The organism is Kitasatospora sp. NPDC004531 (assembly GCF_053602195.1).
Genome location: NZ_JBSGDD010000095.1, coordinates 1 through 26788, shown reverse-complemented (window position 1 = coordinate 26788; position 26788 = coordinate 1). Strand labels below are relative to the sequence as shown.

25 protein-coding genes and 1 pseudogene are annotated in these 26788 nt (G+C 72.0%); 10 read left to right on the top strand and 16 right to left on the bottom strand.

The features are described 5' to 3' along the window. The 15 genes from ACWEMJ_RS28500 to ACWEMJ_RS28430 all read right to left on the bottom strand — a co-directional run. A partial coding sequence (locus tag ACWEMJ_RS28500; protein WP_452139982.1) for an NADH-quinone oxidoreductase subunit G occupies positions 1-1575 on the bottom strand: 1575 nt, incomplete at its 3' end. Next, complete coding sequence (gene nuoF, locus ACWEMJ_RS28495; protein WP_452139981.1) at positions 1572-2930, bottom strand: NADH-quinone oxidoreductase subunit NuoF; 1359 nt, start codon at positions 2928-2930, stop codon at positions 1572-1574. The genes nuoF and ACWEMJ_RS28500, both read right to left, overlap by 4 nt. Then, positions 2930-3670: an NADH-quinone oxidoreductase subunit NuoE gene (nuoE, locus tag ACWEMJ_RS28490; protein WP_452139980.1), complete on the bottom strand. Its 741-nt coding sequence runs from the start codon at positions 3668-3670 to the stop codon at positions 2930-2932. Before nuoE ends, nuoF begins: the two co-directional genes overlap by 1 nt. Next, positions 3667-4995, bottom strand: a complete 1329-nt coding sequence (locus ACWEMJ_RS28485) for an NADH-quinone oxidoreductase subunit D (protein ID WP_452139979.1) — start codon at positions 4993-4995, stop codon at positions 3667-3669. The genes nuoE and ACWEMJ_RS28485 overlap by 4 nt, the downstream gene beginning before the upstream one ends. After that, the gene (locus ACWEMJ_RS28480) at positions 4995-5711 is read right to left on the bottom strand and encodes an NADH-quinone oxidoreductase subunit C (protein WP_452139978.1); all 717 of its coding nucleotides are present in this window, start codon (positions 5709-5711) and stop codon (positions 4995-4997) included. Before ACWEMJ_RS28480 ends, ACWEMJ_RS28485 begins: the two co-directional genes overlap by 1 nt. Beyond that, positions 5708-6262, bottom strand: coding sequence for a NuoB/complex I 20 kDa subunit family protein (locus tag ACWEMJ_RS28475; protein ID WP_452139977.1), 555 nt, complete (start codon positions 6260-6262; stop codon positions 5708-5710). The genes ACWEMJ_RS28480 and ACWEMJ_RS28475 overlap by 4 nt, the downstream gene beginning before the upstream one ends. Positions 6263-6328: 66 nt before the next feature. Continuing rightward, positions 6329-6688 (bottom strand): NADH-quinone oxidoreductase subunit A, encoded by a 360-nt coding sequence (locus ACWEMJ_RS28470; RefSeq protein ID WP_014137597.1) that lies wholly within the window; start codon positions 6686-6688, stop codon positions 6329-6331. Positions 6689-7102: 414 nt separating this feature from the next. Continuing rightward, positions 7103-8011, bottom strand: a complete 909-nt coding sequence (locus ACWEMJ_RS28465) for a DMT family transporter (protein WP_452139976.1) — start codon at positions 8009-8011, stop codon at positions 7103-7105. 135 nt (positions 8012-8146) lie between these two features. Then, a complete protein-coding gene (locus ACWEMJ_RS28460) occupies positions 8147-9427 on the bottom strand; it encodes a geranylgeranyl reductase family protein (RefSeq protein WP_452139975.1) in 1281 nt (426 codons plus the stop codon). An 88-nt stretch (positions 9428-9515) separates the two neighbouring features. Next, on the bottom strand, positions 9516-10211 hold the full coding sequence (locus ACWEMJ_RS28455; RefSeq protein WP_452139974.1) for a demethylmenaquinone methyltransferase: 696 nt from the start codon (positions 10209-10211) through the stop codon (positions 9516-9518). Between the two features lie 44 nt (positions 10212-10255). Next, positions 10256-10825, bottom strand: a complete 570-nt coding sequence (locus ACWEMJ_RS28450; RefSeq protein ID WP_452139973.1) for a hypothetical protein — start codon at positions 10823-10825, stop codon at positions 10256-10258. Between the two features lie 144 nt (positions 10826-10969). After that, positions 10970-11554 carry a hypothetical protein gene (locus tag ACWEMJ_RS28445; RefSeq protein ID WP_452139972.1) on the bottom strand — a complete coding sequence of 195 codons (585 nt, stop codon included), beginning with the start codon at positions 11552-11554 and terminating at the stop codon, positions 10970-10972. Positions 11555-11564: 10 nt separating this feature from the next. Further along, positions 11565-12773, bottom strand: coding sequence for a cyclic dehypoxanthinyl futalosine synthase (gene mqnC, locus ACWEMJ_RS28440; protein WP_452139971.1), 1209 nt, complete (start codon positions 12771-12773; stop codon positions 11565-11567). A 69-nt stretch (positions 12774-12842) separates the two neighbouring features. Then, positions 12843-14315 carry a serine/threonine-protein kinase gene (locus ACWEMJ_RS28435; protein ID WP_452139970.1) on the bottom strand — a complete coding sequence of 491 codons (1473 nt, stop codon included), beginning with the start codon at positions 14313-14315 and terminating at the stop codon, positions 12843-12845. 103 nt (positions 14316-14418) lie between these two features. Next, entirely contained in the window at positions 14419-15333 is a 915-nt protein-coding gene (locus tag ACWEMJ_RS28430) for a menaquinone biosynthetic enzyme MqnA/MqnD family protein (protein WP_452139969.1), read from the bottom strand. Positions 15334-15709: 376 nt separating this feature from the next. On the opposite strand from ACWEMJ_RS28430, the gene ACWEMJ_RS28425 reads away from it, so the two are divergent. The 3 genes from ACWEMJ_RS28425 to ACWEMJ_RS28415 all read left to right on the top strand — a co-directional run bounded on the left by ACWEMJ_RS28425 (position 15710) and on the right by ACWEMJ_RS28415 (position 17726). After that, entirely contained in the window at positions 15710-15913 is a 204-nt protein-coding gene (locus ACWEMJ_RS28425; RefSeq protein ID WP_043915662.1) for a cold-shock protein, read from the top strand. A 233-nt stretch (positions 15914-16146) separates the two neighbouring features. Next, a complete protein-coding gene (locus tag ACWEMJ_RS28420; protein WP_452139968.1) occupies positions 16147-17178 on the top strand; it encodes a bile acid:sodium symporter family protein in 1032 nt (343 codons plus the stop codon). After that, on the top strand, positions 17175-17726 hold the full coding sequence (locus ACWEMJ_RS28415; protein ID WP_452139967.1) for a DUF1707 SHOCT-like domain-containing protein: 552 nt from the start codon (positions 17175-17177) through the stop codon (positions 17724-17726). The genes ACWEMJ_RS28420 and ACWEMJ_RS28415 overlap by 4 nt, the downstream gene beginning before the upstream one ends. Positions 17727-17770: 44 nt before the next feature. Here ACWEMJ_RS28415 and ACWEMJ_RS28410 read toward each other — a convergent pair whose 3' ends face one another. Continuing rightward, entirely contained in the window at positions 17771-18742 is a 972-nt protein-coding gene (locus tag ACWEMJ_RS28410; RefSeq protein ID WP_452139966.1) for a LuxR C-terminal-related transcriptional regulator, read from the bottom strand. 411 nt (positions 18743-19153) lie between these two features. Between ACWEMJ_RS28410 and ACWEMJ_RS28405 the strand changes: the two genes are divergently transcribed. The 7 genes and pseudogenes from ACWEMJ_RS28405 to ACWEMJ_RS28375 form a co-directional block, all read left to right on the top strand. Beyond that, a complete protein-coding gene (locus tag ACWEMJ_RS28405) occupies positions 19154-19375 on the top strand; it encodes a hypothetical protein (protein ID WP_452139965.1) in 222 nt (73 codons plus the stop codon). Between the two features lie 6 nt (positions 19376-19381). After that, on the top strand, positions 19382-19687 hold the full coding sequence (locus ACWEMJ_RS28400; RefSeq protein ID WP_452139964.1) for a hypothetical protein: 306 nt from the start codon (positions 19382-19384) through the stop codon (positions 19685-19687). A gap of 284 nt (positions 19688-19971) precedes the next feature. Then, positions 19972-21321: an FG-GAP-like repeat-containing protein gene (locus ACWEMJ_RS28395; RefSeq protein WP_452139963.1), complete on the top strand. Its 1350-nt coding sequence runs from the start codon at positions 19972-19974 to the stop codon at positions 21319-21321. Positions 21322-21443: 122 nt separating this feature from the next. After that, positions 21444-22802, top strand: a complete 1359-nt coding sequence (locus ACWEMJ_RS28390) for an FG-GAP-like repeat-containing protein (RefSeq protein ID WP_452139962.1) — start codon at positions 21444-21446, stop codon at positions 22800-22802. Between the two features lie 113 nt (positions 22803-22915). Further along, a complete protein-coding gene (locus tag ACWEMJ_RS28385; protein WP_452139961.1) occupies positions 22916-24457 on the top strand; it encodes an FG-GAP-like repeat-containing protein in 1542 nt (513 codons plus the stop codon). A gap of 100 nt (positions 24458-24557) precedes the next feature. Then, entirely contained in the window at positions 24558-25910 is a 1353-nt protein-coding gene (locus ACWEMJ_RS28380; RefSeq protein ID WP_452139960.1) for an FG-GAP-like repeat-containing protein, read from the top strand. Between the two features lie 219 nt (positions 25911-26129). Then, positions 26130-26612, top strand: a pseudogene (locus tag ACWEMJ_RS28375) (GDSL-type esterase/lipase family protein); the annotation flags it as partial. Positions 26613-26788 lie beyond the last annotated feature (176 nt).

Here is a 26788-nt window from a genome sequence, read left to right as displayed (position 1 = left end):
CAGCAGCCCGGGCAGCGCGCCGGCCTCGACCGCGCCGCGCTCGCCCGCCCGGCGCGGCACCCAGGCGAGCGCGGCGCCGGTGGTGTGCGCGAGGCGCAGCGCGGCGGTCAGGCCGCCGGCGGTCTGGGCGAGCCGTTCGCCGACCAGGATCACCGCGCCCGGGGAGCGCAGCGCGTCGGCGCAGCGGCCGGCGTCGTCGGCGAGCACCTCGTCGCCGGCCAGCGCGCCGAGCCACTCGGCCTCGGTGCCGGGGGCGGCGGGCAGCAGCGCGCCGCGCAGCTTGGCCAGGCCCCGGGTGGCGTGCGAGGCGATCGAGAACACCCGCAGTCCGCTCGCCCGGTTGGCCTTGCGCAGCCGCAGGAAGACGATCGGCGCCTCCTCCTCGGCCTCCAGTCCGGCCAGCAGCACGGCCGGCGCGGCTTCGAGCTGCCGGTAGGAAATCCCGCCGCCGTCGAGGTCCACGCCCCGGCCCGCGACGGCGGCGGCCAGGAACTCGGCCTCCTCGCCGCTGTGCGGGCGGGCCCGGAAGTCGACGTCGTTGGTGCCGAGCGCGAGGCGCGCGAACTTGCCCCAGCCGTAGGCGTCCTCGACGGTGACCCGGCCGCCGGCGAGCGCCGCGGCCCGCTTGCCGCGCAGCCCCTCGGCCACCGCGGCGAGCGCCTCCGGCCAGGACACGGCGACGAGTTCGCCGTCGCGGCGGACCATCGGCGAGGTGAGGCGGTCACGCTGCTGGGCGTACCGGAACGCGAACCGGCCCTTGTCGCAGTTCCACTCCTCGTTGACCTCCGGCTCGTTGCCGGCCAGTCGGCGCAGCACCTTGCCGCGCCGGTGGTCGGTGCGCTGCCCGCAGCCCGCCGAGCAGTGCTCGCACACCGACGGCGAGGAGACCAGGTCGAACGGGCGGGAGCGGAACCGGTAGGCGGCGGAGGTGAGCGCGCCGACCGGGCAGATCTGGATGGTGTTGCCGGAGAAGTACGAGTCCAGCGGCTGGTCGACGCCGGTGCCGACCTGCTGGAGCGCGCCGCGCTCGACCAGGTCGATGAACGGGTCGCCGGCGATCTGCTGCGAGAACCGGGTGCAGCGCGCGCACAGCACGCAGCGTTCGCGGTCCAGCAGCACCTGGGTGGAGAGCGGGATCGGCTTCTCGTACGTCCGCTTGACGCCCTCGAACCGGGACTCCGCGTCGCCGTTGGTCATCGCCTGGTTCTGCAGCGGGCATTCGCCGCCCTTGTCGCAGACCGGGCAGTCCAGCGGGTGGTTGATCAGCAGCAGTTCCATCACGCCGCGCTGCGCCTTCTCGGCGACCGGCGAGGACAGCTGGGTGCGCACCACCATGCCCTCGGCGACCGGGATGGTGCAGGAGGCGACCGGCTTGCGCTGCCCCTCGACCTCCACGATGCACTGGCGGCACGCCCCGGCGGGGTCGAGCAGCGGGTGGTCGCAGAAGCGCGGGATCTGGGTGCCGATCTGCTCGGCGGCGCGGATCACCAACGTGCCCTTGGGGACGCTGACTTCGACGCCGTCGATGGTGAGCGTGACCAGCTCGGTCTGGGTGGAAGGCTCCGTGACCGTCACGCGTGCACCTCCCTCTCGGTGGCGGACTCGTGGACGGAGGCCCGGTCGGCCCAGACGGTGGAGGCCGCCGGGTCGAAGGGGCAGCGGTGCTCGTTGATGTGCTGCTCGTACTCGGCGCGGAAGTGCTGGAGCGAGGAGACGATCGGGCTGGCGGCGCCGTCGCCCAGCGCGCAGAAGGACTTGCCGTTGATGTTGTCGGCGATGTCCAGCAGCTTCTCCAGGTCGCCGGGCACGCCCTGGCCGGCCTCGATCCGCTTGAGCAGCTGGACCAGCCAGTAGGTGCCCTCGCGGCAGGGGGTGCACTTGCCGCAGGACTCGTGGGCGTAGAACTCGGTCCACCGGGTGACGGCCCGCACCACGCAGGTGGTCTCGTCGAACACCTGGAGGGCCTTGGTGCCGAGCATCGAGCCGGCCGCGCCGACGCCCTCGTAGTCGAGCGGGACGTCGAGGTGCTGGTCGGTGAACATCGGGGTGGAACTGCCGCCCGGCGTCCAGAACTTGAGGCGGTGCCCGGCGCGGACGCCGCCGGTGATCTCCAGCAGCTGGCGCAGCGTGATACCGAGCGGCGCCTCGTACTGGCCGGGGTTGGTGACGTGCCCGGAGAGCGAGTACAGGGTGAAGCCGGGCGACTTCTCGGTGCCCAGCGACTTGAACCAGTCCTTGCCGCGGGCCAGGATCGGCGGCACCGAGGCGATCGACTCGACGTTGTTGACCACCGTCGGGCAGGCGTACAGGCCGGCGATCGCCGGGAACGGCGGGCGCAGCCGGGGCTGGCCGCGGCGGCCCTCCAGCGAGTCGAGCAGCGCGGTCTCCTCGCCGCAGATGTACGCGCCGGCGCCGGCGTGGACGGTGATGTCCAGGTCGTTGCCCGCGCCGAGGGCGTCCTTGCCGAGGTACCCGGCTTCGTACGCCTCGGCGACGGCGGCCTGGAGGCGGCGCAGCACCGGGACGACCTCGCCGCGCAGGTAGACGAAGGCGTGGTTGCAGCGGATCGCGTAGGAGGCGATCGCCATGCCTTCGATCAGCGAGTGCGGGTTCGCGAACAGCAGCGGGATGTCCTTGCAGGTGCCCGGTTCGGACTCGTCGGCGTTGACCACCAGGTAGTGCGGCTTGCCGTCGTTCTGCGGGATGAACTGCCACTTCATGCCGGTGGGGAAGCCCGCGCCGCCGCGGCCGCGCAGGCCGGAGTCCTTGACCAGGGCGATCACGTCGTCGGGGGCCATCGCCAGGGCGGTGCGCAGGCCGTCGTAGCCGCCGTGCCGGCGGTAGGTGTCCAGGGTCCAGGGGCGGTGGTCGTCCCAGGACGCGGACAGGACCGGGGAGAGCAGCTTCTCGGCCGGCTCGGCGGAGGTCATCACGCTTCCGTCCCTTCGTGCCGGGGGGAGACCACCTTGGCGCCCGGGGTGCCGGGCAGGGCCTCGCCCTTGGCCAGCCGCAGGCCGGCCAGCGAGGGCGCACCGCCGGCGCCGGACTCGTCGACCGCGCCCTCGCGCGCGTCGGCGAAGCCGGCCAGGATGCGGGAGGTCTCCTTGAACGAGCAGAGCTTCGCGCCGCGGGTCGGGCGGACCTCTTCGCCGGCCCGCAGCCGGTCCACCAACTCCCGTGCGGATTCCGGGGTCTGGTTGTCGAAGAACTCCCAGTTGACCATCACCACGGGCGCGTAGTCGCAGGCCGCGTTGCACTCGATCCGCTCGATCGAGATGGCGCCGTCCTCGGTGGTGCGGTTGTTCTCGATCTCCAGGTGCTGCTTGAGCTCGTCGAAGATCTGGTCGCCGCCGAGCACCGCGCACAGCGTGTTGGTGCACACCCCGACGTGGTACTCGCCGGCCGGGCGGCGGCGGTACATGGTGTAGAAGGTGGCGACCGCGGTGACCTCGGCGGTGGTGAGGTCCAACTGCTCGGCGCAGAACCGGATTCCGGTCGCCGAGACGTGGCCCTCCTCGGCCTGCACCAGGTGCAGCAGCGGCAGCAGCGCGGAGCGGGAGTGCGGGTAGCGGGCGATCAGTTCGGCGGCGTCGGCCGCGAGTCGCTGTTCGACCTCCGGCGGGTAGGGCTTGGCCGGCAGCGCCGGCAGGCCGAGTTCTGTGCTGCTCACCGGTCCACGCCTCCCATCACCGGGTCGATCCCGGCCACCGCCACGATCACGTCGGCCACCTGGCCGCCCTCGCACATCGCCGCCATCGTCTGCAGGTTGGTGAACGACGGGTCGCGGAAGTGCACCCGGTAGGGCCGGGTGCCGCCGTCGCTGACCACGTGCACGCCGAGTTCGCCCTTGGGGGACTCGACGGCCGCGTAGGCCTGGCCGACCGGCACCTTGAAGCCCTCGGTGACCAGCTTGAAGTGGTGGATCAGGGCCTCCATCGAGGTGCCCATGATCTTCCGGATGTGGTCCAGCGAGTTGCCCATGCCGTCGGCGCCGACGGCGAGTTGGGCGGGCCAGGCGATCTTCTTGTCGGCCACCATCACCGGTCCGGGCTTGAGCCGGTCCAGGCACTGCTCGACGATCCGCAGCGACTGCCTCATCTCCTCCAGGCGGATCAGGAACCGCCCGTAGGAGTCGCAGCTGTCGGCCACCGCGACGTCGAACTCGTAGTTCTCGTACCCGCAGTACGGGTCGGTCTTGCGCAGGTCGTGCGGCAGCCCGGTGGAGCGCAGGATCGGGCCGGTGGCGCCGAGCGCCAGGCAGCCGGGCAGGTCGAGGAAGCCGACGTCGACCAGGCGGGCCTTGAACACCGGGTTGTCGGTGGCGAGTTTGTCGTACTCGTGCATCCGGGAGCGGAGCAACTTGACGCCCTCGCGGATCTTGTCGACGGCGCCGGGCGGCAGGTCCTGGGCCAGTCCGCCGGGGCGGACGTAGGCGTGGTTCATCCGCAGGCCGGTGACCAGCTCGAAGATGTCCAGGACGACCTCGCGGTCGCGGAAGCCGTAGATCATCAGGGTGGTGGAGCCGATCTCCATGCCGCCGGTGGCGAGCGCCACCAGGTGGGAGGAGATCCGGTTCAGCTCCATCATCAGCACCCGGATCACCGACGCCCGGGCGGGGATGTCGTCGGTGATCCCGAGGAGCTTCTCCACGGCCAGGCAGTAGGCGGTCTCGTTGTACAGCGGAGTGAGGTAGTCCATCCGCGTCACGAACGTGGTGCCCTGCACCCAGTTGCGGAACTCCATGTTCTTCTCGATGCCGGTGTGCAGGTAGCCGATGCCGCACCGGGCCTCGGTGACCGTCTCGCCGTCGATCTCCAGGATCAGCCGCAGCACGCCGTGGGTGGACGGGTGCTGCGGGCCCATGTTGACGATGATCCGCTCGTCGTCGGCGCCCGTGACGGCCTCGGCGACCTCGCCCCAGTCGCCACCGGTGACGGTGAACACCCGTCCCTCGGTGGTCTCCCTGGAGCCCGCTTCGTAATGTGTGCTGCTCATCAGGTGTACGACCTCCGCTGGTCGGGAGCCGGGATCTGGGCGCCCTTGTACTCGACGGGGATGCCGCCGAGCGGGTAGTCCTTGCGCTGCGGGTGCCCCAGCCAGTCGTCCGGCATCATGATCCGGGTGAGCGCCGGGTGGCCCTCGAAGACCAGGCCGAAGAAGTCGTAGGTCTCCCGCTCGTGCCAGTCGTTGGTCGGGTAGACGCTCACCACGGACGGGATGCGCGGGTCCGCGTCGGGCGCGGTGACCTCCAGGCGGATCAGCCGGCCGTGGGTGATCGACCGCAGGTGGTAGACCGCGTGCAGTTCCCGCCCTGCCTCGGCCGGGTAGTGCACGCCGCTGACGCCCAGGCACAGTTCGAACCGCAGCGCCGGGTCGTCGCGCAGGGTGCGCACGGCCTTCAGCAGGTGCTCGCGGGCGATGTGGAAGGTCAGTTCGCCGCGGTCGACGACGGTCTTCTCGATCACCTCGTCCACGTCGAGGCCCTGCTCCTCCAGCGCGCCCTCGAACTCGTCGGCCACCTCGTCGAAGTAGCCGCCGTACGGGCGCTCGCTGGGGCCGGGCAGCACGATCGGGGCGTTCAGCCCGCCGAAGCCGGAGGTGTCGCCGGTGCCGCGCGCGCCGAACATGCCCTGCCGGGTGCCGACCACCTCGACCGGGATCTCCCGCCTGGTCGCGGGGACCTCGGGCGTCTCCTTGTCCTGCTCGCTCATCGCAGCAGCCCCCGCATCTCGCTGGTCGGAGTGGCGTGCAGGGCGAGCTGCTCGGCCTCCTCCTCGGCCCGGCGGCGGTTCACGCCGAGCTTCTCGTGCTGGATCTTGTCGTGCAGCTTGAGGATCGCGTCCAGCAGCATCTCCGGCCGCGGCGGGCAGCCCGGCAGGTAGATGTCCACCGGGACGATGTGGTCGACGCCCTGGACGATCGCGTAGTTGTTGAACATGCCGCCGGAGGAGGCGCACACGCCCATCGAGATGACCCACTTGGGGTTCGGCATCTGGTCGTAGACCTGGCGCAGCACCGGGGCCATCTTCTGGCTGACCCGGCCGGCCACGATCATCAGGTCGGCCTGCCGCGGCGAGCCGCGGAAGACCTCCATGCCGAACCGGGCCAGGTCGTAGCGGCCCGCGCCGGTGGTCATCATCTCGATCGCGCAGCAGGCGAGCCCGAAGGTGGCCGGGAAGACCGAAGCCTTCCGCACCCAACCCGCGGCGGCCTCCACGCTGGTGAGCAGAAAGCCGCTCGGCAGCTTCTCCTCGATACCCATCAGTTCCCTCTCAATGCCTTCGAGTCCGGTGGCTTCGTCCGCACGTTCACAAACGGCGCGGCAGGGTCAGTCCCACTCCAGGCCGCCGCGGCGCCAGACGTAGGCGTAGGCGACGAACACGGTGGCGATGAACAGGAGCATCTCGACCAGCCCGAAGATCCCCAGGGCGTCGAAGCTGACCGCCCAGGGGTAGAGGAAGACGATCTCGATGTCGAAGACGATGAACAGCATCGCCGTCAGGTAGTACTTGATCGGGAACCGACCGCCGCCCACGGGCTGCGGGGTCGGTTCGATGCCGCACTCGTACGCCTCCAACTTGGCCCGGTTGTAGCGCTTCGGGCCGGTGAGCGAGGCCATCACGACGGAGCCGACCGCGAACGCCGCGGCGATGGCACCGAGTACGAGGATCGGCGCGTAGGCATTCATAGCCCCCGCTCCCTCCGTCCAGTCGTCCTTGACTGCAGATCGGAACCACCAGGTCACCAGCGGTGAACCGATGATCCACTTCGTGAGATCCGGCTCCATGTGAGGCAGTTCACAAAGCCAGGTTGGAGCGCATCCTATGCCTGTCTGCTTGTGATCTGCGACACGCAGTTCCCGACGATCTTTGTGACCTTCGCCACCCGACGAACCACGCGGAGCGGGACCGGGCACCACCGTTCGACCCAGAGCAGGCGTATGGCCACATACAGTCGCAACTCACCGCGAAACGACCGCTGTTCGGCCACGGCCTATATCAATTCTGCGGCGGAACAAGCAAATTTCGGAGTGATCGGGTTTACGTGATAGAGGAACTCACCCGCCAGGTGGACCCCGCCCGGCAGCCGCTTGACCCTTCGTTCACAAGCGCTCAAGAACGGACGCGCGCCGCCGCCCCCACTCGGTGCCGGCCAGCACCGCCAGCGCCCCGAGCGCCCCGGGAACACCGGGCCGGTCGCCCGCCAGCGCGACCCCGAACACCGCCGCCCACAGCGGCTCGGTGCCCAGCAGCAGGCTCACCCGGGACGGCGAGGTCGCCCGCACCGCCCACAGCTGCACGAAGAACGCGAACAGCGTGCACAGCAGCGACAGGTACAGCAGCAGGCCCCAGCGCGGCCCGTCGAAGGACGCCGCCACCGCCCACGGCGACGGCCCGGCCCACGGCGACGCCACCGCGAACACCAGCGTGGCGAAAGCCAGTTGGACCCAGGTCAGGGCCAGCGGATCCACCCCGCGCACCGCCCGCAGCCGGGCCGTCGCCAGCACGTTCACCGTCCGCGCGCCCGCCGCGCCCAGCACCAGCAGATCCCCCGCCGAGGGCGCCCGCAGCCCGCCGTCGCCGGTCAGCAGCGCCACCCCCAGCACCGACAGGCCCGCCGCCGCCAGGAACGCCCCGGACGGCGCGCTGCGCCGCAGCGCCGCCTCGGCGAGCGGCGTGAACACCATCGTCAGGCTGATCACCAGCCCCGCGTTGGTCGCCGAGGTGTGCACCGCCCCGTACGTCTCCAACAGGAACACCGCCCCGAGCACCAGCCCGAGCAGCGCGCCGCCGCCCCACTGCCGCGCGGTCAGCGCCCGCAGCCGGCCCGCGGCAAGCAGCCCGAGCACCGGCAGCACCAGCCCGAACCGCAGCACCAGCACCGCCACCACGGTGTCCGGCTCCGCGACCCGCTTCACCACCAGGAAGCTCGAACCCCACACCACGGCCACCGCCAGCAGCGGCAGGTCGCGCACCATCTGCGGACGGGCATCGAGGGACGCAACGGCCATGACGGGACTCCCGGGGACGCCGTGGAGGCCCGTGCTCCGTCGAACAGGCCGGGGAAGATCGCCGCGCCACTGTCCCGCACGCGAAAGGCGGCGGGCAAGCGCTTTCGCGCCCGCCCGCCGCCTTCGACCGCCGGGTCAGGCCCGGGGTGCGACCTTCGCCAGGCCGTTGATGATCCGGTCCGCGGCGTCGCCGCCGGTCGGGTCGGTGAGGTTGGCCAGCAGCTTGAGGACGAACTTCATCAGCACCGGGTGGGTCAGGCCGCGCTCGGCGGCGATCCGCATCACCCGGTCGTTGCCGATCATCTTCACGAACGCCCGGCCGAGCGTGTAGTAGCCGCCGTAGGTGTCCTTGAGGATCTGCGGGTAGCGGGCCAGCGCCCGCTCCCGGCCCTCCGGGGTGATCCGGGCCATCGCCTGCACGATGACACCGGCCGCGATCTGGCCGGATTCCATCGCATAGGCGATGCCCTCGCCGTTGAACGGGTTGACCATGCCGCCGGCGTCGCCGACCAGCAGCAGGCCCCGGGTGTAGTGCGGCTGCCGGTTGAACGCCATCGGCAGGGCCGCGCCGCGGATCGGCTCGGTCATGTTCTCCGGCGTGTAGCCCCACTCCTCGGGCATGCCGGCGCACCAGCTCTTCAGCACCTCGCGCCAGTTCAGGTCGCCGAACGCCGGCGAGGAGTTCAGGATGCCCAGGCCCACGTTGGAGGTGCCGTCGCCCATGCCGAAGATCCACCCGTAGCCGGGCAGCAGCTTCTTCTGCCCGCCGCGGGTGTCCCACAGCTCCAGCCACGACTCCAGGTAGTCGTCGTCGTGCCGGGGCGAGGTGAAGTACGTCCGGTAGGCGACGCCCATCGGCCGCGACTCGATCCGGTGCAGGCCCATGGCCAGCGACAGCCGCGTCGAGTTGCCGTCCGCCGCGACCACCAGCGGCGCGTGGAAGGCGACTTCGCGCTTCTCCGGGCCCAGCTTGGCGGTGACGCCGGTGATCCGGCCGGTGCGGTCCTGGATCGGGCCGCTCACGTTGCAGTTCTCGTACAGCCGGGCGCCGGCCTTCTGCGCCTGCCGGGCCAGCAGCTCGTCGAAGTCGGCGCGCTTGCGCACCAGGCCGTAGTCGGGGAACGACGCCAGCTCCGGCCAGTCCAGCTCCAGCCGGACGCCGCCGCCGATGATCCGCAGGCCCTTGTTCGGCAGCCAGCCGGCTTCGCTGGACACGTCGATGCCCATGTCGACCAACTGCTTGACGGCGCGCGGGGTCAGACCGTCGCCGCACACCTTCTCGCGCGGGAACTCGGTCTTCTCCAGCAGCAGCACGTCCAGGCCCGCCTGGGCCAGCCAGTACGCGGTGGTGGAGCCGGCCGGACCGGCGCCGACCACGATGACGTCGGCGGTGGACTCCACGGCGGTCTCGGTCATTCGGCTCTCTCCTGAGCGCGTCGGGGTCACGGGGTCGGGTCCGGACCCTCCGTCACCGCAGCGGTGCGGAGCGCCGAACCCTCGCAGTCTACGGGGCCTTGAAGCCCCGGTGGAGGGCCACGATCCCGCCGGTGAGGTTGCGCCACGCCACCTTCGTCCAGCCCGCCTCCTGCAACTCCCCCGCCAGCGACGGCTGGTCGGGCCAGGACCGGATCGACTCCGCGAGGTAGACGTACGCCTCCGGGTTCGAGGACACCTTGGTCGCCACCGGCGGCAGCGCCCGCATCAGGTACTCGGTGTACACCGTCCGGAACGGCGTCCAGGTCGGCGTCGAGAACTCGCAGATCACCAGCTTGCCGCCGGGCTTGGTCACCCGCAGCATCTCCCGCATCGCGGCCTGGTGGTCCTGCACGTTGCGCAGCGCGAACGAGATCGTCACCGCGTCGAACGACTCGTCCGCGAACGGCAGCCGGGTCGCGTCGCCGGCGGTCAGCGCCAGCTCGGGGTGGCGGTTCTTGCCCTCGCTCAGCATCCCGATCGAGAAGTCGCACGGCACCACGTCCGCGCCCGCCTCCAGGAACGGCAGCGAGGACGTGCCGGTGCCCGCACCGAGGTCCAGGATGCGCTGGCCCGCGACGGCGTCCACCGCATCGGCCACCGCGCGGCGCCACAGCCGGGCCTGGCCCAGCGAGAGCACGTCGTTGGTGCGGTCGTACTTGGCCGCGACGTCGTCGAACATCGCGGCGACGTCCTGCGGCTGCTTGTCCAGATGGGCTCGGGTCACGCCCCCATTCTTAACCCAGCCCCGCCCGCGGCCGTCACCCGGGCTCACCGCAGCGCGCGGCGGCCCCCCTTGCGGCGCCGGCGCGACCGCTTCCCCTGCGTCAGCGCGGGCATCCCCTCGGCCGCGAACGCCACCGTGAACCCGGCGGCCCCGCCCTGCCCGTCCGCCGGGTACGCCCGCTTCAACCGCCGGATCCGGTACACGCACAACAGGCACAGCAGCGCCGCCAACGGCACCGTCGTCTGCGCCAACCCGACGCCCACCGGCTGCGGGTACCGCTTCCCGCAGACCCGCACCGCGCCGGCGTCGTCCGCCGCATGCTCCAGGCAGATCGGATCGCCGAGCTTCGCGTCCTCCGGCAGCCACAGGTCCGCGGCGGTCAGCTTGCGCCCGTCCGCGACGTACGTCACCTGGCTGTACGTCCCGCTCCCGCCCGGCAGTTGGGTCACCGAACCCTCGACCCGCACCGGGTGCGCCGAGATCCGGTCCGCCTGATCCGCCTGCCGCCACCCCAGCAGGCACATCGTGACCGCCACCACCGCACTCAGCACCGCCCCCACGTACCACCCCCGACCGGGCCTGGTCCGCGGACGATCGGAGGTGGCGGGTCGCATGCGTCCTGTTCCTGGCTCGGCGGAGTACTGAACCGGGATCGTAGCCGCTGGTGGGCCATCAGGTCACGGGGAGTCAGAACACATGCCACGCGCGAGCGAACTTTCGAACCCTCCAGGGCGCGATTTCGGGGCCCCCGCCTTGCTTCACCGTCGCCGGAACAACAGCCGTCCGCCCAGGACCGTCGCCAGACACCTCGCGCCCGCCCCCAGCTCGTCGAACACCGCGAAGTCCGCCGCCCCGCCGACCGTCAACGGCCGGTGGACCGCAGCGATCAGCGGCCGCCCGTCCATCGGATCGAGCGCTCCTTCTCCGCCGTCACCCGGCAGCACGTGCAACCCCGACCGCGCCACCGCCGTCCGCACGGACACCCGGTCGAACGGCCCGGTCAGGGCTGTCGCACCGAAACCGAGCATCCGCTGGAGCCCCCGCCGGGCGCTCCCGCCCCACCGTTCCTCGCTCAACTCCCCGGAGGGGCTGAGCGGTCGGTCCCCCAACTCCTCGCGCGGGTCCGGATGGTAGGCGCTCTCCAGCAGCCACCGCCCGTGCCGGTTGACCAGCCCGGGCACCAGCACCCCGTCCCACTCGCGCACTCTCGCCGTGCTCCCGGCGAACCCGGAGAACGGCCCGATCCCCGCCACGCGTGCCCCGTCGACCAGCACCGCCCCGTCCACGACGGACGGGGCGGTGGGGTCGGCCACGAGCAGCCTGGCGCGGTGGAGCGTCAGCACGGAGCGGGGCTCAGTTCGTCGCGAGGATCGTCAGCTCGGGGTGGGCGGTGCCACCCTCGATCGCCGTGGACGCGATGTGCGAGGCGACCCGCGGGTCCACCGGGTCGTTGGCCGGGTCGTCGAGGACGCGCAGGTGCTCGTACGTGGTGGAGCGCTGCGCGGGGACGCGGCCGGCCGTCCGGATCAGGTGGATCAGCTCGTGCAGGTTGGAGCGGTGCTTGGCGCCGGCCGCGGAGACCACGTTCTCCTCCAGCATGACCGAGCCGAGGTCGTCCGCGCCGTAGTGCAGCGACAGCTGGCCGGCCTCCTTGCCGGTGGTCAGCCAGGAGCCCTGGATGTGGGCGACGTTGTCGAGGAACAGGCGGGCGATGGCGATCATCCGCAGGTACTCGAAGACGGTGGCCTGGGTCGAGCCCTTCAGGTGGTTGTTCTGCGGCTGGTAGGTGTAGGGGATGAAGGCGCGGAAGCCGCCGGTGCGGTCCTGCACGTCGCGGATCATCCGCAGGTGCTCGATCCGCTCGGCGTTGGTCTCGCCGGTGCCCATCAGCATGGTGGAGGTGGACTCGACGCCCAGCCGGTGCGCGGTCTCCATGATCTCCAGCCAGCGCTCGCCGGACTCCTTGAGCGGGGCGATCGCCTTGCGCGGCCGCTCCGGGAGCAGCTCGGCGCCGGCGCCGGCGAAGGAGTCGAGGCCGGCCGCGTGGATGCGGGTGATCGCCTCCTCGATGGAGACGCCGGAGATCTTCGCCATGTGCTCGACCTCGGAGGCGCCCAGCGAGTGGATGACCAGCTCGGGGAAGCGCTCCTTGATCGCGGAGAAGTTCTTCTCGTAGTACTCCACGCCGTACTCGGGGTGGTGCCCGCCCTGGAACATGATCTGGGTGCCGCCGAGCTCGACGGTCTCCGCGCAGCGGCGCAGCACCTCGTCGAGCTCCCGCGACCAGCCCTTGTCGCTCTTCGGGGGGACGTAGAACGCGCAGAACTTGCACGCCGTCACGCAGACGTTGGTGTAGTTGATGTTCCGTTCGATGATGTACGTGGCGATGTGCTCCACGCCCGCGTACCGCCGCCGGCGCACGGCGTCGGCGGCCGCGCCGAGCGCGTGCAGCGGGGCCGAACGGTACAGCTCCAGCGCCTCGTCGGCGGTGATCCGGCCGCCCTCGGCCGCACGGTCCAGAACGGCCTGCAGCTGGGCGGCGGAAAGGTTCTGCTCGGACACCTGGCGGGCCTGCTTTCATCGTCGAAGGGGCGTCCCGCCCAGCCTACGCCAGCACTTTTCCGGCCCTGCTCAGCCCTGCTCCTGCTTCGCCAGGTCCCCTTCCGGGTCGGTGCCGAGCTGTGCGCCGGTGATCGAGAGGTGCAGGCCGCCGCCGTCCCGCAGGGTGTACGTCTGCGTCTCCGACTCCACGCCGCAGCCGGACTGCGGGCCGTCCAGCCTCTCCCGCAGGGTGATCGCCTTCGGGTCGACCGACACCAGGGTGAGCACGCCGCGGCAGACGGTGCTGCTGATCGCGGAGGCGTTGCTGGTCCGGCCGACGTCCTCGCCGATCCGCCCGGCGGTGAAGGTGGCGGTGAAGGTGGACGGCAGCGGGACCACCTTGGTGGTGATGGTGCCCCTCCAGGTGCCGACGAAGCCGCGGGGCAGCGTCTTCCCGTCGCTCACCGCCCCCTTCTCCGCCGTCCCGCCCGCCTCGGACTTCCAGGGCTGCCACAGGAGTGCGCCGCCCAGCAGCACCACCGCCGCGCACACCGCCGCGTAGCTCCGACGCTTGCGCCGCCGGACCACCGCCACCGCCCCGCCGTCCAGTTCGGTGGGCGCCCGGTCGGCGGCGACCGGCATCGCGGGCGTCCGGTCGGGGGCGCCGTCGGCCTCCAGGTCGAGCAGTTCGACGGCGGCGCGGGCGACGGCGGCGGCCAGCGGGCCGGGCAGCCAGGTCTCGGGGCCGACGGCGGCGGCGCCGGGGGCGAGCCGGGCGCGCAGTTCGGCGGGGCCGGGGCGGCGGGCCGGGTCCTTGGCCAGGCAGGCCGTCACCACTGCCCGCAACTCACCGTCCAGGCCGCGCAGTTCGGGTTCCTCGTGGAGCACCCGGTAGAGCAGGACGGCGGCGCTGACGCCCTCGCCGAACGGTGCGGTGCCGGTGGCGGCGAAGGCCAGCAGGGCGCCCAGCGAGAAGATGTCGCCGGCCGGTCCGACGGGCGAGCCGGCGGCCTGCTCGGGCGACATGAACCCGGGCGAGCCGACCACGTAGCCGGTGTGGGTGAGCACGGTGGCGGCGTCCAGCGCACGGGCCACCCCGAAGTCGATCAGCCGGGGGCCGTCCAGGGTGAGCAGCACGTTGGACGGTTTGACGTCCCGGTGCACCAGGCCGAGCGCGTGCACCTGTTCCAGGGCTTCGGCCAGCCGGACGCCGAGGGCGTGCACCGAGGCGGTCGGCAGCGGGCCGCCGGTGTGCACGGCGGCGCCGAGCGAGGGTCCGGCGATGTAGCCGGTGGCCACCCAGGGGCGGGGGCCTTCGGTGTCGGCGTCCAGGACGGGTGCGGTCCACCGGCCGCCGACCCGGCGGGCGGCGGCCACCTCCTGGCGGAACCTGGCGCGGAACTCCGGGTCGTCGGCGAGTTCGGGTCGGACGACCTTGACGGCGACGGTCCGCCCGCCCGCCGTCCGGCCCAGGTAGACGCGCCCCATGCCGCCGGCGCCGAGCCGCCGCAGCAGCCGGTGCTCGCCGATCGTCGCCGGGTCGTCCGGCGTCAGCAGCTCCATGACCGTTCCCCCTACGGCACCGGTCGCCGCCCGTCGACGCGGACGACCCCCACCAGGACGGGTCCGATCATCCCAAAAACACCGGCTCCCGGGGCCGCAATTCTCAGGCCACCACGACCGGTTCCGCCGCGACCGACACCCGCGAGTCCGGCTCCAGCAGGCGGATCGCGACGTCCGGCGCGAACCCGCTGTCGTGCGCGACCCGGCGGGCGAACTCGGTCAGGCCCGCCAACTGCCGCTCGCCCAGCGAGAAGTCGAGCGCCTCGCTGAAGTACTTCTCCAGCAGCGGCGCGTCGAACGCCTCCCAGCGGGCGGCCTGTTCGGCGACCTTGCCGGCCTCGGCCAGCGACAGGTCGCGGGACTCCAGGAACGCCCGGTGCACGGCGGCGGCCAGCTCCGGGTGCTGTTCGACGTACTCGCGGCGGGCGGCCCAGACCGCGAAGACGAAGGGCAGGCCGGTCCAGTCCTTCCACATCGCGCCGAGGTCGTGCACGGCCAGCCCCTGCCGGGGGGCCTGCTCCAGCGAGGCGCGCAGCGCGGGGTCGCCGATCAGCACGGCGGCGTCCGCCTCCGCGAGCATCGCGTCCAGGTCGGGCGGGCAGCTGAAGTACTCCGGCCGGACCCCTTCCCGTTCCTCCAGCAGCAGCCGGGCCAGCCGGACGGAGGTGCGGCTGGTCGAGCCGAGCGCGACCCGGCGGCCGTCCAACCGGTCGAGCGGGAGCTTGCTGACGATGACGCACGACATCACGGGCCCGTCGCTGCCGACCGCGATGTCGGGGAGGACGACCAGCCGGTCGGCGTTGCGCAGGTACTCCACGCAGGTGATCGGGCCGAGGTCGAGCTCGCCGGCCACCAGGCGGTCGCTGAGCTTCTCGGGGGTGTCCTTGGTGAGGTCGAGGTCGAGCAGGTTCCCCGTGCGCGCCAGCCCCCAGTAGAGGGGGAGACAGTTGAGGAACTGAATGTGTCCGACGCGCGGCCTGACCGCGGCCGCCGGCCGTTCGGCGTCCCGACTGCTCACCGTGTACTCCCTTGCCGTTGGTGCTCTCCCGGCAGCGTATGCCTGCTGCTCGGGAGGGTCCGCACCCGGTGCCCGACACACCGTTCGGGGGCGCTCCGACACGCTCTCCGACACCGTCCTCGGCCCCTGGTCGGGGCCGCCACCGCGTGCTACCGTTCACACCAGTTGCAGTTTGATTCCCCTTGCAGTACTTGGAGCCTGCGGAGCATGTAACCGCAGGCTTTTTGTAATTTTTCAGCAGTATCAGGCATCAATTGAGCATTGATTGAGCACTGTGCGAAAAACTCCGGGCTCGTCCGGAGGCAGGGCGATCAGCGCAGCGGACCCGGGCGCCACAAGGTGTGGTGTCCACTACGTCCCTTGCAAGGAGAACGGTATGGCGACCGGAACCGTCAAGTGGTTCAACGCCGAGAAGGGCTTCGGCTTCATCGCCCAGGAGGGCGGCGGCCCCGACGTCTTCGTCCACTACTCCGCCATCAACGCGACCGGCTTCCGCTCGCTGGAGGAGAACCAGGCGGTCAGCTTCGACGTCACCCAGGGCCCGAAGGGCCCGCAGGCCGAGAACGTCGTCGCTATCTGACATCTCTCACTTCTGATCGCTCACGGCCCCTCGGGTCCGTATGAGTTGCAGTTCCAAGGGGGCTCGCCGAACGGCGGGCCCCCTGCCCTTTTGTCCTCCCGCATTTCCGGCGCCCGAGTTCCGTCCGCATTCCGGACGAATTCCCTTCGCAATTCCGGACAATCCCCGCCCCCACCGCCGCCGGGGCCCGCCCCGCGTCCTGTGCCGCAGGCCGCCGGAGGGATCATCGAGGCATGTCCCGCCTCCGGTCCGCCCGCCGCACCCTCGATCGCGCGCTGCGCCGGATCGGCGTCGACGGCTACCTCCTGCTGCTGCTCGGCACCGTCCTGCTGGCCACCGTGCTGCCCGCCCGGGGCGCCGCCGCGAGCGCCGTCACCGGCGGCGTGCACCTGGCCGTCGGCCTGCTGTTCTTCCTGTACGGCGCCCGGCTGTCCCCGCAGGAGGCGCTGGCCGGGGCCCGGCACTGGCGGCTGCACCTGCTGATCCTGGGCTGCACCTTCGTGCTGTTCCCGCTGCTCGGCGAGGCGACCCGGCTGCTGCCCGACGCGGTGCTGCCGCCGGAGCTGTTCACCGGCGTGCTGTTCCTCACCCTGCTGCCGTCCACCGTGCAGTCCTCGATCGCGTTCACCTCGATCGCCGGCGGCAACGTGGCGGCGGCGATCTGCGCCGCGACCTTCTCCAGCCTGCTGGGCATCGTGCTGACCCCGCTGCTCGCCGCCTGGCTGCTGTCCGGCGCGTCCGGCGTCTCGGTGGACGGCGGGCAGGTGCTGGACGTGGTGCTGCAGCTGCTGGTGCCGTTCGCCGCCGGCCAGCTGCTGCGCCGCCGGGTCGGGCCGTGGATCGCCCGGCACCGGCTGGTGACGCGGCTGGTGGACCGGGGATCGATCCTGCTGATCGTGTACAGCGCGTTCGGCGAGGGCGTCCGCGAGGGCATCTGGAGCCGGGTCGGCGTCGGCCGGCTGCTGGCACTGGTGGCGATCTCGTCCGTGCTGCTGGCCGCCGTACTGGGCTTCACCCGCGTGGTCTCCGGGCGGCTGGGCTTCGACCGGGCCGACCGGATCACCATCCAGTTCTGCGGCTCCAAGAAGTCGCTGGCCAACGGCCTGCCGCTGGCGGCCATCCTGTTCCCGGCCGGCGCGGTCGGGCTCGTGGTGCTGCCGCTGATGCTGTTCCACCAGATCCAGCTGATGGTCTGCACCGTGCTCGCCCGGCGCTGGGCCGCGCAGCGTCCTGACGGGGCGTCAACGGCTAGTCTGCACGGGTGACTTCACTGCCGGACACCCCGCAGACCCGCGTCGGCACGGCCGAACGCGACGCCGCCGCCGAACGCCTCCAGCAGGCCTACGCCGAGGAGCGGATCACCCGCGAGGAGATGGAGCAGCGCCTCCAGCAGGCGCTCACCGCCACCACCCGCGGCGAACTCGACCTGGTCACCGCCGACCTGCCCGCCGGCCCGCCGGCCGACGCCGACGCCGTCACCATCGCCACCGCGGGCGGCCGGATCGTCCGCCGGGGCCCCTGGCGGGTGCCGCGCACGCTGAAGGTCGCCTCGGCGTTCGGCAAGGTCCGGCTCGACCTGTCGCACGCGATCATCGAGCACCCGGTGGTGGACATCGAACTCGGCCTGGGCTTCGGCCGCGCCACCATCACCGTCCCGCACAACGCCACCGTCGACGTGGACGGCGTGCAGGGCGGCTGGAAGGACGTCCGCTACCGGCCGCCGCGGCACCCCGTGCCCGGCGGTCCGCTGATCCGCATCACCGGCGCCCCCGGCTTCGGGCGCCTGCGCGTCCGGCACGCCCGCAGCCGCTGAGCCGCCGGGCCGCTGAGCCGCTGAGCCGCTGAGCCGCTGGGGCTTTACAGCCAGCCGCGCTGCGCCGCCTTGATGCCCGCCTCGAAGCGGCTGGCGGCGTTCAGCCGCTCCATGATCGACGCCATGTGCCGGCCGACGGTGCGCGAGGAGAAGCCCAGCCGCTGCCCGGCCGCGTCGTCGGTGAGGCCGGTGCCGAGCAGCCGCAGCAGTTCGCGCTCGGTGGGGGTGAGCCCGGTGGCCGGGTCGTCGGGGGTGGTGGCGCCGAGCGGGACGGCGGTGTTCCAGGACTGCTCGTAGAGGTCCAGCAGGGCGCGCAGGATGCCGGGCTCGGTGACGTGCAGCGCGCCCCTGCGGTTGTCCTCCGGATCGATCGGCACCAGCGCCTCGCGCCGGTCCACCAGCACGATCCGCTGCGGGACGGTCGGCGCGGTGCGGACCTCGCCGCCCCGGCTGAGCAGCCAGTGCGCGTACCCGGACACGTGCGGCTGGTTGCGGGTGGAGTCCTGGTACAGCGTGCGGACGGCCACGCCCCGGGCCAGCACCTCGGCGTCGGCGGGCCGTGAGGCGTCGAGGTCCTCCGACTGCTGCCGTCCCGGCTGGCTGCTCAGCACCTCGCTCGCGGCGGTGCGGCCCATCTGCTCCAGCCGGTGGTGGATGGCGTCCATGCCGGTGAGCCGTTCGCCGTGCGCGGCGTGGTGCTCGGCGCGGTCCGCGACCATCCGGGTCACCGCGACCCGGGAAGCCGCCAACGCCGCCTGCCGGGAGGCGAGTTCGGCCTCCTGCCGGGCCAGCATGTCGGCCAGCCCGATCGCCGGATCGACCGCCCGCATCCGGCCGGGGTGCTCGGCGGAGGCGCGCACCAGCATCAGCGCGCCCAGTTCGTCGAGGCTGTCGTGGACGTCGCCGGGCGCCAGCGCGCAGCGCGCCGCCAGGTCGTCCACGGAGTCGGTCGGACGGTCGAGCATGGCCTGGTAGACGCGGCCGGCCCGGGCCGACAGTCCGAGTGCTTCCAGCATGGTGCCTCTCCCCCCTCGGGCGTGGCTGTGGAGACTCCGTGAGACCCCCCTCATGAAGTCTTACGAATCCTCCCAGGGCGGCCAATCGGCCACAAGATCGCGTTTGCGGCTTTACTGGGCTCTCGCACCGGATGCCGGAAGGGTCCTACGTGTGCGTTGCACCACCGTTCGCACACCTACGTCCGGCTTTCCCGGCATTTGGTTGATGCGGACATGACAGTCTGTCCGACATCGGACAGGCCGGTTGGCGCCATTCGGAACTCCTTCCGCCCGCCCCGCCCGGCGACGAAAGTAGTGAGTGCCGCCAGGGAGCACAGCCCGGCGGCGGACCGGAACGGACGTCAACCGCGGGACGCCTGCACCGGATCGCCCCACCGCCTTGCCGACTCCGACAGTTGAGGACGTACCGCCATGAAGCGCACCCGTTCCCCGAAGACCGCCGCGGTCCTGCTCGCCCTGGGCGCCCTGCTCGCCGCCCCCGCCGTCCTGGCCGCCGCCGACGCCACCCCGGCCGCCACCAGCACCCTCGCCGGCGACAGCCTCGGCTGGGGCGGCACCACCCCCACCGACCCGACCCCCGGCCCGGCCGGCATCACCACTCCGACCGACGACAGCCTCGGCTGGGGCAGCTGATCCCCGATGGAGATCGTCTACGCCAGCCTGCACCGCAGAACCGCCGCCGACCCGGCCCCGCCGGGCGAGACCGGCGAGGTGATCGAGATCCTCTGGGCCCACGCCCTTCCCGAGGAGCGCCTCCAGCACCTCACCGCCCGCAGCGAGAACGACCGCGTCGACCTGCTGGTCTACCTGCTCAACGCCGGCACCGCCGCCCGGCCGCCCCTCACGGTCGCCCACGACCTGCTCGCCCGCAGCCACCGCGCCTCGCCCCTGCTGCGCCGGCGCTACCTGCCTCCGGCCCCGGCGCCCACTTCGCCCGGCTGCTGAACTCCCTTACCGGGCAGGCACGTTCGCTCACCAGACCGCTGGCCCTGCAGGACAGCCGTCCGCCCACGCACACCACCCCTCGGGGCATCGACCGTCAACCGCCCGATGCCGCAAGGAGATCCGCCATGCCCGCCAGCACCTCCGGGCCCACCCGCACCCCCTCGTTCGGCTGAACTCGCGCCGAACTCCCGTTCCGGAACAGCCCGTTCGCCCCGACCGGGCCCGCACACCTCGCACCTCGGAGCACCGCCCGCCAGCCAACCAATGCCGTCAGGAGACCCGTCATGTCCGCCACGCCGTCCAAGCTCGCCCGCCTCACTCTGGCCGCCGCGATCGCCGTCTCCGGCTCGGTCGCCATGACCGCCGTGTCCCTGGCCACCGCGACCACCGCCCAGGCCGCCTCCGCCGTGGACGGGCAGATCACCCGCAGCGAGATCATCCAGCGCGCCCAGTACTGGTACGGCCAGCGCGCCAACATCCCCTACAGCCAGAACGCCACGTACCCCGACTCCAGCGGCCGCAACTACCGCACCGACTGCTCGGGCTACGTCTCCATGGCCTGGCACCTCGGCTCCAGCCTGAACACGCAGACCCTGCCCGGCGCGGCCACCGAGATCCCCCGGGCCGAACTCAAGCCCGGCGACATCCTCAACAGCTACTACGACCACGTCATCCTGTTCGAGAAGTGGGACGACACCGCGCACACCAAGTTCTCCTACTACGCCTTCGGCACCACCCCGGTGTCCCACGTCACCGGCCAGTCGTTCAGCGCCGGCACCCTCGACGGACACCCCACCGGCGACTACAAGGCCTACCGCTACAAGAAGGTCGTCGACGACAACGGCCCCGAGGCGGGCCGCACCCGGTACGCCGACTTCGACGGGGACGGCAAGGCCGACTACGTCGTGGTCGAGGACTCCGGCGCGATCCGGGTCCTCCTCAACAAGGGCGGCGACGGGCGCGGCGGCTGGCAGGACCTCGGCACCGTCGCCACGGGGGTGACCGCCGACAAGTCCCTGGTCCGGTTCGCCGACTTCGACGGCGACCGGCGCGCCGACTACCTCGTCATCCAGCCCAACGGTGCCGTCCGTGCCTTCCTCAACAAGGGCGGCGACGGCCGGGGCGGCTGGACCGACCTCGGGCAGGTCGCCACCGGCGCCACCTCCAACGCCGACCAGGTCCGCTTCGCCGACTTCGACGGCGACGGCAAGGCCGACTACATCGTGGTCGCCGACAACGGCGCCGTGGGCGTGGTCAAGAACAACGGCGGTGACGGGTACGGCGGCTGGACCAGCCTCGGCCAGGTCGCCACGGGCGTCACCGCCGACCGCTCCCGAGTGCGGTTCGCCGACTTCGACGGGGACGGCAAGGCCGACTACAACATCGTCAACCCGGACGGCTCGATCACCAGCTTCACCAACAAGGGCGGCGACGGCCGCGGCGGCTGGCTCACCCGCGCCAAGATCGCCACCGGCACCACCACCGACCAGAGCACCGTGCACTTCGCGGACATCACCGGCGACGGCAGCGCCGACTACCTCGTCGTCAACGGCCCCACCAACGCCGTCGCCTACAACGGCGGCGACGACGCCGGCGGCTGGACCAACCTCGGCCAGATCGCCACCGGCGTCTGACCGGAGCCGACCACGCGCCACTGAACTCCCGCGCCGGGAAAGCCCGTTCGCACTCTGGTCGCGCGCACATCGCCCCGCACGACACGACCTGTCAACGAACCGATGCCGCAAGGAGATCCGCCATGCCCTCCAAGCTCACCCGCCTCGCCCTCGCCGCCGCTGTCGCCGTCTCCGGCTCGATCGCCGCCACCGCCGTCACCGTCGCCACCGCGACCACCGCCCAGGCCGCCTCCTCGGTGGACGGGCAGATCACCCGCAGCGAGATCATCCAGCGCGCCCAGTACTGGTACGGCCAGCGCGCCAACATCCCCTACAGCCAGAACGCCACGTACCCCGACTCCAGCGGCCGCAACTACCGCACCGACTGCTCGGGCTACGTCTCCATGGCCTGGCACCTCGGCTCCAGCCTGAACACGCAGACCCTGCCCGGCGCGGCCACCGAGATCCCCCGGGCCGAACTCAAGCCCGGCGACATCCTCAACAGCTACTACGACCACGTCATCCTGTTCGAGAAGTGGGACGACACCGCGCACACCAAGTTCTCCTACTACGCCTTCGGCACCACCCCGGTGTCCCACGTCACCGGCCAGTCGTTCAGCGCCGGCACCCTCGACGGACACCCCACCGGCGACTACAAGGCCTACCGCTACAAGAAGGTCGTCGACGACAGCACCGGCAGCGCCGGCACCGAAGCGGGCACGGGCCGCACCCGGTACGCGGACTTCGACGGGGACGGCAGGGCCGACTACGTCGTGGTCGAGGACTCCGGCGCGGTCCGGGTGTTCCTCAACAAGGGCGGCGACGGGCGGGGTGGCTGGCAGGACCTCGGGCAGGTCGCCACCGGCACCACCACCGACAAGACCCGGGTCCGGTTCGCCGACTTCGACGGCGACGGCAGGGCCGACTACATCGCCATCCAGCCGAACGGCGCCGTGAACGTCTTCCTCAACAAGGGCGGCGACGGCCGCGGCGGCTGGACCGACCTCGGGCAGGTCGCCACCGGCGCCACCAGCGACGCCGACCAGGTCCGCTTCGCCGACTTCGACGGCGACGGCCGCACCGACTACGTCACCCTCGCCGCCGACGGCACCGTCAATGCGTTCCTCAACAAGGGCGGCGACGGCCGGGGCGGCTGGACCGACCTCGGGCAGGTGGCCACCGGCACCACCACCGACAGGACCCGCGTCCGCCTCGCCGACTTCAACGGCGACGGCAAGGCCGACTACAACGTCATCAACGCGGACGGCTCGATCACCAGCTTCACCAACAAGGGCGGCGACGGCCGCGGCGGCTGGACCAACCGCGCCAAGATCGCCACCGGCACCACCACCGACCAGAGCACCGTGCACTTCGCGGACGTCACCGGCGACGGCAGCGCCGACTACCTCGTCGTCAACGGGCCCACCAACGCGTTCGCATACAACGGCGGCGACGACGCCGGGGGCTGGACCGACCTCGGCCAGATCGCCGCCGGCGTCTGACCGGCTCCACCTGCACGGCCGCACCGCAGAACGCCGGTCCGCCACCCCACCCGCTCGAAGCCACCGGACCGGCGCCGCCCTCCGACCGCCCTCACGAGCCGAAGGACAACGCCATGAAGCGCACCCTCTCCCTCGCCCTGGCCGCCGCGATCGCCACCGGTGTCCTCGCCACGACCGTCACCCCGTCCGCCACCGCCCAGACCGCCCCCGTCGCCCCCGCGCCCGCCCCGCTGCGGATCATGCCGCTCGGCGACTCCATCACCGCGGGCATCATCGGCAGCACCTCGGACGCCGGCTACCGACTGCCGCTGTACACCACGCTGTCCGGACAGTCCCGCTACGGCTTCGACCTGGTCGGCTCCGTCTCGGGCGGTGCGGTCGGCGACCCGGACAACGAGGGCCACGGCGGCTTTCTGATCGACGACATCGCCCAGAACATCGACGTCTGGCTCGCCTGTGCCCAGCCCGACGTGGTCCTGCTGCACCTCGGCATCAACGACCTCAACACCGGCAGGCAGGACCACGCCCCCGAGCGGCTGACCGCCCTGGTCGACCGGATCCTCGCCGACCGGCCCACCGCGACGGTCCTGTTCCAGGGGCTGATCCCGACCACCGGCGGCCTGGAGGACCGCGTCCAGACCTTCAACGCCGCCGTCCAGGCCCAGTTGCAGTCCCGCGCCGACGCCGGCCGCAAGGTCCGCTACCTGGTGCCGCCCGCGCTCACCACCGCCGAGATGAACGACCGCGCGCACCCCAACGACAAGGGCTACGCCCGGCTCGCCCAGGTCTTCTCCACCGGCCTCGACCAGGCCGTCACCGACGGCCTCGCCGTCCGCCCCACCGCCCCGCGTGCCGGCACCGAGGCGGGCGGCACGGGCCGGACCCGGTTCGCCGACTTCGACGGCGACGGCAAGGCCGACTACCTCGCCGTCGAGGACTCCGGCGCCGTCCGGGTCTTCCTCAACAAGGGCGGCGACGGGCACGGCGGCTGGCAGGACCTCGGCCAGGTCGCCACCGGCACCACCACCGACAGGACCCGCGTCCGCTTCGCGGACTTCGACGGTGACGGCCGCGCCGACTACCTCGTCATCCAGCCCACCGGTGCGGTGAACGTCTTCCTCAACAAGGGCGGCGACGGCCGCGGCGGCTGGCAGAACCTCGGCCAGGTCGCCACCGGCACCACCACCGACGCCAACGAGGTCCGGTTCGCCGACTTCGACGGCGACGGCCGCACCGACTACCTCACCATCGCCGACGACGGCACCGTCAACGCCTTCCTCAACCGCGGCGGCGACGGCCGCGGCAGCTGGTACATCCTCGGCAAGGTCGCCACCGGCGCCACCACCGACCGCTCCCGGGTCCGCCTCGCCGACTTCGACGGCGACGGCAAGGCCGACTACAACCTGATCAACGCGGACGGCTCCATCACCAGCTTCACCAACAAGGGCGGCGACGCCCACGGCGGCTGGCCCGTCCGCCCCAAGGTCGCCACCGGTGCCACCACCAACCAGAACACCGTCCACTTCGCCGACGTCGCCGGGGACGGCCGCGCCGACTACCTCGTCGTCAACGGCCCGGTCCGCGCTGTCGCCAACAACGGCGGCGACGACGCCGGCGGCTGGACGGACCTCGGCCTGATCACCGCCGGCTTCTGACCGGACCTCTCCGCGCACCACTGAACTCCCGTGTCGGGAAAGCCCGTTCGCTCCGCCCCGCACTGCCCGTCATCCGACCCGTACCGCTAGGAGATTCGCCATGCCCGCCAAGCTCACCCGCCTCGCCCTGGCCGCCGCCGTCGCCGTCTCCGGCTCGATCGCCGCCACCGCCGTCACCGTCCTCACCGCGACCACCGCCCAGGCCGCCTCCGCCGTCGACGGGCAGATCACCCGCGGCGAGATCCTCCAGCGCGCCCAGTACTGGTACAACCAGCGCGCCAACATCCCGTACAACCAAGGCGGTTCGTACGGGGACTCGTCCGGCCGCAACTACCGCACCGACTGCTCGGGATTCATATCGATGGCCTGGCACCTCGGCAGCAGCGCCAACACCCAGGGCCTGGCCGACAGCTACACCACCGAGATCTCGCGCAGCCAGCTCAAGCCGGGCGACATCCTCAACAGCTACTACGACCACGTGCTGCTGTTCGAGAAATGGGACGACGCGGCGCACACCACGTTCTCCTACTACTCCTTCGGCTCGACCCCGGTGAAGCACATCACCGGCCAGTCCATCAACGCCTCGACCTTCGACTCGCACCCCAACGGCGACTACAAGGCGCTGCGCTACAAGAAGGTCGTCGACGGCAGCGCGGGCACCGAGGCGGGCGGCGCGGGCCGGGCCCGGTTCGCCGACTTCGACGGCGACGGCCGGGCGGACTACATCGTGGTGGAGGACTCGGGCGCGATCCGGGTGTTCCTCAACCGGGGCGGCGACGGGCACGGCGGCTGGCAGGACTACGGCCAGGTCGCCACCGGTCTGACCAGCGACAAGGCCCGGGTCCGGTTCGCCGACTTCGACGGCGACGGCCGCGCCGACTACATCGTCCTGCAGCCCAGCGGGGCCGTGGGCGTGTTCAAGAACAACGGCGGCGACGGGCACGGCGGCTGGCAGGACCTCGGCCAGGTCGCCACCGGCCTGACCGGCAACGCCGACCAGGTCCGGTTCGCCGACTTCGACGGGGACGGCCGCGCGGACTACGTGATCACCCAGGCCGACGGCTCGGTCGGCGTCTTCCGCAACACCAACGGCGCCGGCGGCTGGCAGGACCTCGGCAAGGTCGCCAACGGCGTGACCTCCGACCGCTCCCGGATCCGCTTCGCCGACATCAACGGCGACGGCCGCGCCGACTACAACATCATCAACCCGGACGGCTCGATCACCAGCTACACCAACAACGGCGGCGACACCGGTGGCGGCTGGACCCTGCGTGCCAAGATCGCGGCGGGCACGACCACCGACCAGAACGTCGTCCACTTCGCGGACGTCACCGGCGACGGCAGCGCCGACTACCTGATCGTCAACGGGCCCACCAACGCCTTCGCCTACAACGGCGGCGACGACACCGGCGGCGGCTGGACCGACCTCGGCCAGATCGCCGCCGGCGTCTGACCGGGGCCCCGCACCGCAGCACCGCAGGACGCCGCTCCGAGGAACCGGAGCGGCGTCCCCTCCGACCGCCCGCACGAGCCGAAGGACACCGCAGTGAAGCGCCCCACCTCTCTCGCCCTGGCCGCCGCGATCGCCACCGGTCTGCTCGCCACGACCGTCGCCCCGTCCGCCACCGCCCAGACCGCCGCCGTCGCCCCCGCGCCCGCCCCGCTGCGGGTGATGCCGCTCGGCGACTCGATCACCGCCGGCGTGGGCAGCACCTCGGGGGCCGGCTACCGGCTGCCGCTGTACAACGCGCTGTCCGGGCAGTCCCGCTACCGGGCCGATCTGGTCGGCTCCTGGTCGGGCGGCGCGGTCGGCGACCCGGACAACGAGGGCCACAGCGGCGCCCTGATCGACGAGATCGCGCAGAACATCGACGGCTGGCTGGCCGCCGCCCAGCCCGACGTGGTGCTGCTGCACCTCGGCATCAACGACCTGGACCGCGGCGAGCGGACCCACGCCCCCGACCGGCTGACCGCCCTGGTCGACCGGATCCTGGCGGACCGGCCCACCGCGACGGTGCTGGTCCAGGGCCTGATCCCGACCACCGGCGGCCTGGAGAGCGCCGCCCAGACCTTCAACTCCGCCGTCCAGGCGCAGCTGCAGTCCCGCGCCGACGCCGGCCGCAAGGTCCGCTACCTCGCGCCGCCCGCGCTCACCACCGCCGAGATGAACGACCGCCTGCACCCCAACGACAAGGGGTACGCCCGGCTCGCCCAGGTCTTCTCCACCGGCCTCGACCAGGCCGTCACCGACGGCCTCAGGGTGGGCGGGGAGTATGCCCCGGTGCAGCATGTCGGGGTTGGTCAGCACGTACGACGCGTACTGGCGGACCC

Excerpts from the sequence above, each read along its gene's own strand:
- ACWEMJ_RS28475 (WP_452139977.1), bottom strand. The coding sequence starts at position 6,262 with ATGGGTATCGAGGAGAAGCTGCCGAGCGGCTTTCTGCTCACCAGCGTG.
- nuoF (WP_452139981.1), bottom strand. The coding sequence starts at position 2,930 with ATGACCTCCGCCGAGCCGGCCGAGAAGCTGCTCTCCCCGGTCCTGTCC.
- ACWEMJ_RS28395 (WP_452139963.1), top strand. The coding sequence starts at position 19,972 with ATGTCCGCCACGCCGTCCAAGCTCGCCCGCCTCACTCTGGCCGCCGCG.
- ACWEMJ_RS28480 (WP_452139978.1), bottom strand. The coding sequence starts at position 5,711 with ATGAGCGAGCAGGACAAGGAGACGCCCGAGGTCCCCGCGACCAGGCGG.
- ACWEMJ_RS28410 (WP_452139966.1), bottom strand. The coding sequence starts at position 18,742 with ATGCTGGAAGCACTCGGACTGTCGGCCCGGGCCGGCCGCGTCTACCAG.
- ACWEMJ_RS28435 (WP_452139970.1), bottom strand. The coding sequence starts at position 14,315 with ATGGAGCTGCTGACGCCGGACGACCCGGCGACGATCGGCGAGCACCGG.
- ACWEMJ_RS28380 (WP_452139960.1), top strand. The coding sequence starts at position 24,558 with ATGCCCGCCAAGCTCACCCGCCTCGCCCTGGCCGCCGCCGTCGCCGTC.
- ACWEMJ_RS28485 (WP_452139979.1), bottom strand. The coding sequence starts at position 4,995 with ATGAGCAGCACACATTACGAAGCGGGCTCCAGGGAGACCACCGAGGGA.
- ACWEMJ_RS28390 (WP_452139962.1), top strand. The coding sequence starts at position 21,444 with ATGCCCTCCAAGCTCACCCGCCTCGCCCTCGCCGCCGCTGTCGCCGTC.
- ACWEMJ_RS28470 (WP_014137597.1), bottom strand. The coding sequence starts at position 6,688 with ATGAATGCCTACGCGCCGATCCTCGTACTCGGTGCCATCGCCGCGGCG.
- ACWEMJ_RS28460 (WP_452139975.1), bottom strand. The coding sequence starts at position 9,427 with ATGACCGAGACCGCCGTGGAGTCCACCGCCGACGTCATCGTGGTCGGC.
- ACWEMJ_RS28420 (WP_452139968.1), top strand. The coding sequence starts at position 16,147 with ATGTCCCGCCTCCGGTCCGCCCGCCGCACCCTCGATCGCGCGCTGCGC.
- ACWEMJ_RS28405 (WP_452139965.1), top strand. The coding sequence starts at position 19,154 with ATGAAGCGCACCCGTTCCCCGAAGACCGCCGCGGTCCTGCTCGCCCTG.
- ACWEMJ_RS28465 (WP_452139976.1), bottom strand. The coding sequence starts at position 8,011 with ATGGCCGTTGCGTCCCTCGATGCCCGTCCGCAGATGGTGCGCGACCTG.
- ACWEMJ_RS28450 (WP_452139973.1), bottom strand. The coding sequence starts at position 10,825 with ATGCGACCCGCCACCTCCGATCGTCCGCGGACCAGGCCCGGTCGGGGG.
- ACWEMJ_RS28400 (WP_452139964.1), top strand. The coding sequence starts at position 19,382 with ATGGAGATCGTCTACGCCAGCCTGCACCGCAGAACCGCCGCCGACCCG.
- ACWEMJ_RS28385 (WP_452139961.1), top strand. The coding sequence starts at position 22,916 with ATGAAGCGCACCCTCTCCCTCGCCCTGGCCGCCGCGATCGCCACCGGT.
- ACWEMJ_RS28425 (WP_043915662.1), top strand. The coding sequence starts at position 15,710 with ATGGCGACCGGAACCGTCAAGTGGTTCAACGCCGAGAAGGGCTTCGGC.